The sequence below is a fragment of the Acidovorax sp. GW823-FHT01C06 genome (assembly GCF_058798375.1).
In genome coordinates, this window is record NZ_JBXAKN010000003.1 from 71,082 (window position 1) to 82,756 (window position 11,675).

Consider the following 11,675-nt stretch of genomic DNA (forward strand, 5'->3'; position numbering starts at 1 on the left):
GATCAAGGGCCCAGACGCTAGCGGATGCGCAGCACGTTCAGCTGCCAGGCCGCGCGGTTGTAGTACAGCTCGCTGCGCAATTCCGCCTTGGTATCGAACGGGTAGATGATGAAAAGCGGGCCTTTCTCGCGCACGCGCATGGGGCGGTTGTTCATGAGGCGGGCGATGATCACGTCGTGGCGCGTGGCGTCATCCACGGGAATCTCCGTCTTGTAGTCGTTCAGCGCCACGGCCGTGATGCTCGTCCCCTTCGCCCCGACCGCCGCCAGGACATCCCGCAGGAGCGGGCCGGTGAAGGAGACCGCGCTGGGATACCACGGCGTCTGGGTGGAGAAGCTGTGCTGGGGCAGCTTTTCCAGCATCGCCATGTCGAACTGGGCCTGCGAACCGTTGTTCGCCTGGCTGATCGCCCCCTCGATGGTGAGGACCACGGGACCCGTGGGCTTGTCCAGCGCATGGGTCGCGGGCCCTGCCAGCGCGAGTCCGACCAGAACCGCCACTTTCACCCAGCAGGCAACGCAACGTGCCGCCGAAAACCTGGAGAGCATGTCGACCCCCTTTTTTTGCAACAGTCTTACAGACCGTCGCTCAAAATGTAAACTGATTTGTGGCCGGTGCCTGTTGTTTCAGTGTGAGGGGTATCGTTTTTGGGCGGCCGCGGCACGCGCTGCACCCGCCGCCCGCGAGGCTGCCGGGCTGAAGGCGCGCTCTGAAGCATCAAAATCCGAAGGCGCTGCGGAAACCCGGGCCGGCGATGATGTCCTGCGCTGGCGCAGACTTGTTCCCTCGCAACCCATGACACCTGAATCGAAACCACAGCGATGACCATGCCCATCGACACCGCGAGCGACCTCGACCGACTTCGCCGCGCTTCCGACGCTGCCTGCCGCCTGATGAAAGTGCTGTCCAACCCCGACCGCCTTCTCCTCCTGTGCCAGCTCACGCAAGGCGAGAAAAGGGTGGGGGAGCTGGAAGCACTGGTGGGCGTTTCCCAGCCGACCCTGTCCCAGCAACTGGGCGTACTGCGCGAAGAACGCCTGGTGAACACGCGCCGGGAAGGGAAACACATCTACTATGAGATCGCCAGTCCGCAGGCCCTGGCGGTCTTGGACGTGCTGTTCGAGCAATTCTGCGCCGCCCCGCCAGGGGCTCCCTCCATCCCGCCGGGTTGACGGGCGCCTACCGCGTCCGGCGCAAAAAATGGCGTGCAAGGGGCCGCGGCACCGGCGCATATTCTCCGCGCAAAGCGCCTTCGCGTTGCTGGGAATACCCTCGTGGTGCATTGATCGCAATATCGTGACAAGCGGCAACGAGATGGGTAAAGTTGCCAGCAAGCCTTGTGCGCCGCAGCGGGCTATTGCGGCCCTTGGGCACTGATCAATGAGGAGGCATCCGGCTCACGGCCGGCCTTGCTTCATTCTTCGCAACGCATGGCCAATTTCAGAGTCGAGGGTCCCCCTTTGAGTCGCAAATACCCGACGCCGTTGAACGAACTCGGTTGCGTCCCTTTCCCCGGCGGCAAAGGCTTTCTGCAATGAGTACCCACACAGTCGAAGGCACCCCCTTCGACACGGAGGTTCATCTGTCCGATGCCGACTACCAGCGGCTGGTGGAGCAGGTGCAAGCGGCCGTATTTGTGATTCGCAAGGGCAGATTCCTCTTCGTGAACCCCAAGCTCGTGGAGCTTTTCGGCTACACCAAGGAGGAAATGCTGGAAAGCATGGATCCCATGCTGCTGTGCGCGCCAGAGCACCGGGACATGGTGCGCGAGCAGGCCAATGCGCGGGTCGCCGGAGTCCCCGGCAAAGCCTATGAGATCGAATGCCTGCGAAAGAATGGCGAGAAGTTCAATGCCCAGGTATGGGGCGTGCGGATCTTTCTGGGGGAGGAAGCGGCGGATCTGGTCACGCTGCACGATGTCAGCGCCATTCGAACGGCGACCCGCTACGCGCAGCAACGCGCTCAGTTGTTCAGCAATGCCGAGGAACTCGCCCGCATCGGCTCCGCCGAGATGGATCTGGTGTCAGGCACCGTCACCCTGTCGTCCGGCATGCACGCCATCTTCGGAATCCCCCAGACGGACGCTCCGGCCGGAAAGGACTGGCTGCTGGCCCGGGTTCCCGCTGTGGAACGGCCGTATGTGCAGGCGATCAGCGAAGGCGTGTCACCTGACGATGTCTGCGAGTTCCAGCACCGCATCGTTCATTCGGACGGCAGTTTGCGCACGGTGCTGCACCGCGTGCTGGCCGACGCCGACGACGAGGGCCGGGTGGTCAGGACGGTCACGCTCCTGCAGGACATCACGCTGCAGCGCGCGGCGGAGCAGCGGCTGGACAAGCTTGCGAACACGGATGAAGTGACCGGATTGCCCAACCGCAGCGCGTTGACGGAGTATCTTGATACGAGGATGCGCGAGGCGGCGCGGGAAGGGCGGCAGATTGCCGTCCTGAGCGTGGAGATCGACCGGCTCAAGCTCGTGAGTGAATCGCTGGGCTACGCGGCAGGGGACCAACTGCTCATGGAGGTGGGAACGCGGCTGCAACCCCAGGCGTTCGAGGATGACCTGCTGGCGCACTTTGGCAGTGGCGAGTTTTCGCTGGTGCTGGCGCGCGAGGGCAATGTGGACGAGCAGTTGGCGCGCACCGTCGCGGCCTCGCTGGTGGATGCGCTGTCGCTGCCCGTCGCGATTGGCGACAACGAAATCAAGGTGACGTGCGACATCGGAATATCCCTGTACCCGGCGCACGGCGAGGACCCGGAAAAGCTGCTTCAGCAGGCTCAGGCGGCCATGTACCGTGCCCATGAACTGGGCAAGAACCAGATCTGCGTGTTCAGCTCCGGCATGCACTCCAAGGCCATCTCCAGGCTCGCCATGGAGTCCGGGCTGCGCCGGGCCCTGGAGCGCAATGAGCTTGATCTGCACTATCAGCCCAAGCTGGAACTGGTCAGTGGAACCGTCATTGGCGCCGAGGCCTTCCTGGAGTGGAACTCCCCGGACGGCACCCTGATACCCAGGTCCAGCTATATACGCGTCGCCGAGGAAACCGGCCTTATCGTGCCCATCGGCGAATGGGTGCTTCGCGCTGCCTGCCGCCAGGCGCTGGAGTGGCAGCGTGCCGGGCACGCCAGCTTCCGGATTGCCGTCAACCTCTCGGCCCGCCAGCTCCAGCAGCCTGATCTGGTCCAGCGGATACAAAAGGTGCTCATTGAAACCGGCCTTGATCCCCGGCTGCTGGGACTGGAGATTACCGAAGGCGCCCTGATGGGCGAAAGCACGCGCATCGCGCGGATTCTGGGCGACCTGAAGGCGCTGGGCATCGAGATCTCGCTCGATGATTTCGGGACGGGCTATTCCAGCCTGAGCTACCTGCGCACACTGCCCATCGATGTCGTGAAGGTGGACCGTTCGTTCGTCCACGACGTCACGGCGGCATCGCAGGACGTGTCCATCACGCGCGCCATCATCAACATGGCGCACAGTCTGCAGATGAAGGTGTTGGCGGAAGGCGTGGAAACCGAAGGCCAGCTGGCGCTGCTCATCGCCAACCGCTGCGACCAGATGCAGGGTTTCTACTTCAGCGGACCCGTCTGCGCCGACGACATGAGCGCGTTGCTGAGCAAAAGCCAGGCGCTGCCGGAGCACCTGCTGCTGCGCCGCACCCACCGGCGCACGCTGCTGCTGGTCGATGACGAGGACAGCATCGTTTCGGCGCTGCGCAGGTTGTTGCGCCGCGATGGCTATCACATCGTGACCGCCAACAGCGGCGCGCAGGGCTTGCAGCGGATGGCCGAGAATTCGGTGGACGTGATCGTTTCGGATCAGCGCATGCCCGGCATGACGGGGGTGGAGTTTCTGCGCCGGGCCAAGGAGCTGTATCCCGACACCATCCGCATGGTTCTGTCCGGCTATACCGAACTGCAATCCATCACGGATGCCATCAATGAAGGGGCCATCTACAAGTTCCTCACCAAGCCCTGGGATGACGAGAGGCTTCGCAGCCACGTCGCGGAAGCGTTCTCCCAGAAGGAGATGGCGGATGAGAATCGGCGCCTGGCCAATGCGGTGCTCAGTGCCAATGAGGAGCTCAGCGCGGTCAATGACCGCCTGCAACAGCTGCTGGCGAACCAGCGGGAGCAGATCCACCGTGAAGAGAGTAGCCTGAGCGTTGCGCGGGAGGTGCTGGACAATATTCCGGCCGCCGTCATCGGGATCGACCTGGAAGGCATGGTGGCGTTTGTGAACGCGGATGCCGAAGCGCTGTTTGGCACCACGGCGGCTTTGCTCGGGCAGGACGCGGAGCAGGTCCTGCCGGAGGATCTTCGCAAGGTATGGCATTTCGCGGACCAGAGCTACCACGATGTCCAGGTTGCCGGCGGGGCGTTTCGCGTGGTGTGCAGATCGGTGGGAGGGGAAAATCATTCACGGGGGCGGCTGCTGGTCCTGGTTCCCAGCAGCGCGGCCTGACACCTACGGACTCCCATGCAAGCTCTTTCCACCTCGATTGAATGGACCCCGGAGGGGATGCTCCTGGCCCAGCCGGTGCTGGACGCGCACGGACAGCTTCTGCTCCCGGCGGGGACGCCCATCACGCGCGGGATCCTGAACAGCCTGCAGCAGCGGGGAATCGACACCGTCTTCGTCAATCCGCCGGAAGGTGTTTCGGGCATTGTCGACAAGCTGGATCCAGCCACACAGCAGGCGCATACGGAAAAACGCCTGCTGCATCTGTTCCGGCCTGCCATGCGAGCCGGCCAGCTCAATCCGCTGTTTCATCTGATCCTGCGATATCGCTCCGCGGAGACACCATGAAGCAGCTCACCGCAGATGCCATATTGCGCAGTGTCCATGAGCTGCCGGCGCTGCCCGCGGTGGTGCTGGAACTGATCCAGTCCTTTGGGGACAGCCATGTTTCCGCCGAACAGCTGGCCGTGAAGATATCGCACGACCAGGCCATCGCCGCCAAGACGCTTCGGCTGGCGAACTCTTCCTTCTATGGCCTTCCTCGCCAGGTCACCTCCATCGCAGAGGCCACCGCGATTCTCGGGCTTCGCACCCTGCGCAGCGTGGCCACGGCCGCGGGATTGGTGGGCGGTTTTGCGAACTCCCGCTGCCAAGGGTTCGACTTTGATGCGTTCTGGCGCCATGCGATCGGCACGGCACTCACCGCCAGAGCCTTGGCGCAGCGCACGCGATTGGACGAGGATGCGGCGTTCACCCTGGGGCTGGTGCATGACATTGGGCGGCTGGTGCTCGTGAGCTCCTACGAGGACGAGTATGCCCAGGCCATTGCTTACCAGCTGGAACACGATTGCCTGATGCATGCCGCGGAGCGCCACTATTTTGGTGTTGACCATGCCGAGGTCGGCGGGGTGATCGCGGAGCATTGGCATTTTGCGCCGGAGATTGTTGCGGCCATTTCATGCCACCACCGCCCGCCGCCTGCCAGCGGCCTGTGCCTGACGGACCTCGTGCATGTCGCCGACAACATTGCGCACGGCCTGGATCTTTCTCACAAGGAAAACGATATGGTGCCCTTGCTGGCCCTGGATGCCTGGGGCAGACTGGCACTGGCCGACGGTGACTACATGGCAGTTTTCGATGCGGTGGCAGAGCAGCATGAGGTTGTCTGCCACGCACTCCTGGCCTGAAAGAGGTGCCCTACATGAATTCTCACGACCCACTACTTCGCGAAAGCACCATGGACACGCCGTCGGCAGTGTCGTCCCCTGACACCACGGAAGACAGGGTCAAGGAGCTGCTGCGATCCAACGAAGAGTTGACGCAGCTCAATGCAAAGCTCTCGGATGCGCAGGACAAGCTGATGCAGTCGGAAAGGATGGCATCCATCGGGCAGCTGGCCGCGGGTGTCGCCCACGAAATCAACAACCCCATTGGATTCATATTCTCCAATTTCGGCACCCTGGAGCGCTATCTGAGCGACCTGTTCCAGATGCTCGCGGCCTATGAAGAGGCGGAGTCTGCGCTCGGTGATACCCCGGTGGCGGTGCGCCTCAAGGCATTGCGCGAAAAAATAGAACTGGATTTCCTGAAGGAAGACATTCCCTCCTTGATGGCGGAATCGAAAGACGGCATTACCCGCGTGCGCAACATCGTTCAGAACCTCAAGGACTTCTCGAGGGTAGACACCTCCCAGAAGTGGGTGCTGGCCGATCTGCACCACGGCATCGATTCCACCCTGAACATCGTCAACAACGAAATCAAATACAAGGCGGACGTTGTCAAGGCATATGGGGAGCTTCCCGACATCGAATGCCTCCCCTCCGAACTCAACCAGGTCTTCATGAACCTCCTGGTCAATGCCGCCCATGCCATTCAGGCGGACAGGGGCACCATCACCATCCTCACCGGCGCCGACGACTCACGGGTGTGGGTGGAGATCCAGGACACGGGCGAGGGCATCGCCAAGGAGAATCTGGGGCGCATCTTCGATCCGTTCTTCACCACCAAGGCGGTCGGCAAGGGCACCGGGCTGGGCCTTTCGCTTTCGTACGGAATCGTCAAGAAGCACCTGGGAAGCATCGATGTCTTCAGCGAACCGGGTGTCGGGACGCGCTTTCGCGTCACGCTGCCGATACGCCACGCAGCGGAGGCGTAAGGGGTGAACGCCGATATCGACCTCACGGCCGCTCTTCCGACCTTGTCTCCGGAGGTCGGCCAACCGCAGGAGGATGCACGCGTCTGGCGAATTCTGTGCGTGGACGACGAGCCCAACATCGTGGCTTCGCTCAAGCGCCTGTTCCGGGGCAGTGGATACCAGGTAACGACCGCCACCAGCGGTGCCGAGGCGATTGCCCAGATGGAGCAGGAACCCGTGGACCTGATCTTCTCCGACATGCGGATGCCAGGAATGAGCGGCGCCCAGTTGCTGGAGCAGGTGCGCCAGCGCTGGCCCCGAACGACGCGAATCCTGTTGACGGGGTACGCGGACATCGGATCCACCATCGCGGCCATCAACAGCGGTGAAGTCTATCGGTACATCACCAAGCCCTGGGATGACGGGGAAGTGCTTGCGACGGCCCACCAGGTGTTCGAGCGCCATGCCCTGGAGCATGAAAAGGACCGCCTGGAGGCCCTTCTCAGGTCCAAGAACCAGGCATTGATGGAGCTCAATGAGACCCTGGAGGAAAAGGTTGCTGCGCGCACCAGTGAGTTGCTCCAGCTGAGCCAGAAGATCAAGAAAAACTACCTCACTTCCATCAAGGTGTTCTCCAACCTGATGGAGTGGAGGGGAGGGCAGCTCTCCGGCCATTCACGGCGCGTGGCGGACCTGGCCCGCCGCACCGCGCGCGCCATGAACATGAGCGAGGCGGACCAGCAGGACGCGTTCATCGCCGGCTTGATGCACGACATCGGCCAGATCGCCTTGCCCGATACCCTGCTGGCCCGGCCTGTTCCCAAGCTATCCGAGGAAGAAACCGTCCAGTACCGCCGTCACGCCGTGCTCGGGGAGCAGGCGCTCATGGCGCTTGACGACATGCAGGCGGTGGCCAACATCATCCGAAGCCACCATGAGCGGCACGACGGCCTGGGCTATCCGGATGGCCTGGTGGGGGAGATGATTCCCATGGGCGCGTGCATTCTCGCCGTGGCGGACACGTATGACGACCTGCAAATCGGCCACCTCAGCTCCACGCCCTTGAATGCCGCGGATGCCAGGTCGATGATCGCGCGGGGCAGGGGGACCCAGTTCCACCCCGAAGTCGTCGATGTCTTCCTGCAAATGCTGCTGAAGGCTGCGCCCGGCGCGGAAACGCCCCCGCGCATGTTGCGCACCGTACAGCTGCGGCCGGGAATGATCTTGGCGCGGGACCTCCTGTCCACCGAAGGCGCCGTGCTGCTCGCGGCGGACCACGTGCTGACGGCCGAGCTGATCAAGCGGCTGAGGTTGCGCGAGGGACGGGACGGTATTGAAATGATCCTGCCGATCAAACCGTAATACGAAGGACTCAGGCATGCAGAGAATTCTCCTACTGGATGACGAGCCCCATGTCCTGGCGGCGATAAAGCGGAGCCTGCGAGCGGGACTCGGGGCTGATCTGCGCATTGAAGAAACGGTGGAACCGGAAGTGGCATTGGCCAAGCTGAGAGAGGCCGTTTTCGATGTGGTGATTTCGGACTACCGGATGCCCCTGATGACCGGCGTGGAGTTTCTGAGCCTCGTGCGGACCATTCAGCCCAGGGCGGTGCGGATGGTGCTGAGCGCATCGTCAGATTCGGAAAACCTGATGCGGGCGGTCAATGATGCGGAAGTCTTCCGCTACCTGCTGAAACCTTGGGATGAGAAAGACCTTCTCGGGCATGTGCGCTCGGCCCTGGAGCGGGCCGATCAGCTTCGCCACGAGAACGATCTGGCCGATGTCGGGCGTCACGAGTTTGGCCAACTCAGCGCCACGGAACTGGAACGCCGCCGATTGGAGGCTCTGGAGCCGGGACTGACCCATGTGACATGGGGGCCGAATGGAGAAGTCCTGGGGCCGGACAGCTAAGGACCGCGGCCCCACAGCCCTGGGCCTTCAAAATCCCCGGGGCGGTTTGCGCCATTCAAGCGCCTTTGCGCTGGGCAGCGTCATGGTGCCTGAATGCTTCGCGGATATTTTCCCGCAGCAGATCGTCGTCCCAGGGCTTCGTCAGAAATTTATAGATGGCGCCTCGGTTGATCGCGTCCGAAATGGATTCCAGATCGGTATACCCTGAAAGAACAATCCGGATGGTTTCGGGGTAGAGTTCCCGCGCCCGGGAGAGAAATTCCGTTCCAGACATCTCGGGCATGCGCTGGTCCGAAAGAATGACCTGCACTTCTTGTTGCGCCAGGATGTCGAAACCATCTTTTGCACTGTTGGCGGTCAATATTTCATACCCATCACGCCGCAACAGACGCCGCATCGAAGCCAGTATTCCTGGTTCATCGTCCACGATCAGAATTCTCTTGGGGGGTTCTGCGGATTTTTGGGGAATCCTGAGGGTGACGCCATCGGCCAGCAGGCGTCCAAAATCCTCGGCAGGTACCGGCCTGCTGAAATAGTACCCCTGGATTTCATCGCACTTCTTGCGATGCAGATAGCTCATTTGCGCCTCTGTTTCCACGCCTTCGGCAATGACCTTGAGCTTGAGATTGTGGGCCAGGTCGATGATCGCAGTGCAGATCGCAGCGGCATCGGGGTCGTAGATGACCTCTTTGACGAAACTCTGGTCGATTTTCAAATAATCGATGGGAAACCGCTTCAGATAGGCCAGCGAAGAATAGCCCGTCCCAAAATCATCGATCGCCAGGCGGACACCCATTTCACGGATGTCGTGGAGGCGCTGGATGTTCACGTCAATATCCTCCATGAAGAGGCTTTCCGTGATCTCGATATCGATGGGGACTTCACCGCCCTTGCTGCCTTTAAGGCAAAGGCCGAGGATCTTCGAGAAATCGGACCGCCGCATCTGGACGGCTGAAACATTCACGGCGATCCTTGGAGGTGTCAATCCTTGGCTGCGCCACTTGTCATGGTCGCGAATGGCTCTTTCCAGAACCCATTGGCCCACATCGATGATCATTCCCGTTTCTTCGAGGATGGGAATGAAAACCGAAGGTGGAACCAATCCTGACTCGGGGTCATTCCAGCGAATGAGTGCCTCCATGCCGGTGATTTTTCCGTCAAGGAGCGCGACCTTGGGCTGGTAGTGCAGAACGAACTCGTCGTTCTCCAAGGCCCTGTGCAGCTTGCTTTCTATGCTCAGCTGGCTGTGCACACGGGTATTCATCGAGGCGGTATAGAACTGATACCGTCCCTTGGCCGCACCGGCCTCGCGCGATGCGGCTTCCGCATGCGCAAACAGCATGTCCGCCTCCCGCCCATCGTCCGGATAGAGGGATATGCCTGTGCGAAAAGTCAGGTACAGCTCTTTCCCCTCCACAACGAATGGACGGTCCATCAAGGGGAATATCTTTTCCGACAAAAGATGCGCTATTTCCGCGGGAACACTGCGATAGGTCGCAATGATGCCGAAATGATCGGCACCCATTCTGGCAATCTTGTCGTTGGAGCCCAGGGCTTCCACCAGCCGCCTGGCCACCGCCTGGATCACCGCGTCTCCCGCATGCCTGCCCAGGGTATCGTTGATATTCTTGAACCGGTCGATGTTCATCCAGACCAAGGCCACAGACGCCGCGTCCTCCGCAGTGCTGGCGGCGCCTTGAATCAGCTGGTCCAGGCGGTCCTGCAACAGGCTTCTATTGGGAAGCCCCGTCAGTGCATCGTAGTAGGCCAGGTAGTTGAGCCGCTCGGATTTTTCAAGATGGTCCAGCGAGAAGGCAATGTCAGAGGCCAGTTCTTGCAGAAGCTGGATTTCGGCATCATCAAAGAAATCTCTCTCGGACGCATACAGTGCCATCAGTCCGATGACTTTCTTGTTCACCGACAGCGGGAACAGGCCAAAGCTCTGAAATCCCCTGTTGATTGCCTCGTCCCTCAGGACAATTCTCGGGTCGGTTCTGACGTCCTGAACCAGGATGGTTTCCGAGCTCCCGACGCATTCGCCCACCAGGCCGTGGTTCTCACGTTCGAGAACATTCAGCCCCATGGGAATGTGCTCGATGTAATCTTCTCCGGCCCCTGCCCAGGCCGCCGCGGCCACATGCTGCTCTTCCATGTCAGCGATGCCGATCCAGGCCAGGCGAAAACCCCCTGCATTGACGGCGATCTGGCAGGCCTCGTGAAACAGCTCTTTGCGATCCTGCGTCCGCACGATCAGCGAGTTGATGCTGCTCAATACCGCATAGATCCTGTTGAGACGCTTGACCTTGAGCTCCGCATTCTTGCGCTCGGTGATGTCCACCACGGAGCCCGCCATATAGGTTGCCTTGCCGCTTTCATCCCAGACGGCTTGTCCTTTGGCATGCGACCAGCGGTAGGAGCCATCCTTGGCGAGTGCCCGGTATTCGACGTCGTAGGGAACCTGCTGCCTGATGTGGGCAGCGAAAGCGTCCAGCACCATCTGGCGGTCGGACGGCTCCAGCAGGCCCAGCCACGCCGCCGCGGTATTTTCTATTTCATGGTCCTGGTAGCCCAGGCGAAATTTCCATTGCGCGGAGATTTGCGCGATGCCCGTGTCGACATTCCAGTCCCACACATCGCCGGTGGAGGCCGCCAGCCGAAACCGCAATTCGCTGTGCCTTAGCGCCTCCTGCGTGCGCTTTTGCTCGCGTGCCGACAGGGCGTCATTGAGGGCGCGGCGGACCGCGGGGGCCAGCCGCCCCAGGTCATGCTTGAGGATGTAGTCCGTCGCCCCGCTCTTGAGGGCATTGATGGCGTTCTCTTCCCCGATGGTTCCCGACACGAAGATGAACGGGACGTCCGGACACACCTCCCTGGCCACCGACAGGGCATCGAGGCCACTGAAGCGCGGCATGCTGAAGTCGGACAGGATGATGTCCGGCACATCCACCCGCAGCTCATGGCGCAGCCGCTCCTCGGTGTCCGCGCGGCGGCTCGTGAAGTTGAACGCCGCGCGCCGCAACGCGTGCGCTACGAGTTCCGCGTCGTTGGGCTCATCCTCGACCATCAGGATATTCAAGGGGACCACTTGCAAATATTCCTCCTGCCACAGGGACACCCCTGTGGAACACTGCCGTGTGGAGACGAGTCTAGGGGGCTGCACCCCAGGT

At 61.5% G+C, this 11,675-nt stretch carries 9 protein-coding genes; 7 read left to right on the top strand and 2 right to left on the bottom strand.

Annotated features, from left to right (window positions below; all coding sequences use genetic code 11):
• Positions 1–17: 17 nt before the first annotated feature.
• Positions 18–548 (bottom strand): putative pterin-binding protein, encoded by a 531-nt coding sequence (locus AC1RCS_RS08495; protein ID WP_492245970.1) that lies wholly within the window; start codon positions 546–548, stop codon positions 18–20.
• Positions 549–827: 279 nt separating this feature from the next.
• Here AC1RCS_RS08495 and AC1RCS_RS08500 point away from each other — a divergent pair, with 279 nt between their 5' ends.
• The 7 genes from AC1RCS_RS08500 to AC1RCS_RS08530 all read left to right on the top strand — a co-directional run bounded on the left by AC1RCS_RS08500 (position 828) and on the right by AC1RCS_RS08530 (position 8,508).
• A complete protein-coding gene (locus AC1RCS_RS08500; protein ID WP_218295000.1) occupies positions 828–1,172 on the top strand; it encodes an ArsR/SmtB family transcription factor in 345 nt (114 codons plus the stop codon).
• Between the two features lie 362 nt (positions 1,173–1,534).
• Positions 1,535–4,465, top strand: coding sequence for an EAL domain-containing protein (locus AC1RCS_RS08505; RefSeq protein WP_492245969.1), 2,931 nt, complete (start codon positions 1,535–1,537; stop codon positions 4,463–4,465).
• 15 nt (positions 4,466–4,480) lie between these two features.
• Entirely contained in the window at positions 4,481–4,810 is a 330-nt protein-coding gene (locus AC1RCS_RS08510) for a hypothetical protein (protein WP_218338568.1), read from the top strand.
• Positions 4,807–5,649 (top strand): HDOD domain-containing protein, encoded by an 843-nt coding sequence (locus tag AC1RCS_RS08515; protein ID WP_218295003.1) that lies wholly within the window; start codon positions 4,807–4,809, stop codon positions 5,647–5,649. Before AC1RCS_RS08510 ends, AC1RCS_RS08515 begins: the two co-directional genes overlap by 4 nt.
• Positions 5,650–5,699: 50 nt before the next feature.
• Positions 5,700–6,617 carry an ATP-binding protein gene (locus tag AC1RCS_RS08520; protein ID WP_218295315.1) on the top strand — a complete coding sequence of 306 codons (918 nt, stop codon included), beginning with the start codon at positions 5,700–5,702 and terminating at the stop codon, positions 6,615–6,617.
• A 3-nt stretch (positions 6,618–6,620) separates the two neighbouring features.
• Positions 6,621–7,958 (top strand): response regulator c-di-GMP phosphodiesterase, NosR family, encoded by a 1,338-nt coding sequence (nosR, locus tag AC1RCS_RS08525; RefSeq protein WP_492245968.1) that lies wholly within the window; start codon positions 6,621–6,623, stop codon positions 7,956–7,958.
• Between the two features lie 16 nt (positions 7,959–7,974).
• The gene (locus AC1RCS_RS08530) at positions 7,975–8,508 is read left to right on the top strand and encodes a response regulator (RefSeq protein ID WP_218295004.1); all 534 of its coding nucleotides are present in this window, start codon (positions 7,975–7,977) and stop codon (positions 8,506–8,508) included.
• Between the two features lie 55 nt (positions 8,509–8,563).
• Here AC1RCS_RS08530 and AC1RCS_RS08535 read toward each other — a convergent pair whose 3' ends face one another.
• Positions 8,564–11,584, bottom strand: coding sequence for an EAL domain-containing protein (locus AC1RCS_RS08535; RefSeq protein ID WP_492245967.1), 3,021 nt, complete (start codon positions 11,582–11,584; stop codon positions 8,564–8,566).
• Positions 11,585–11,675 lie beyond the last annotated feature (91 nt).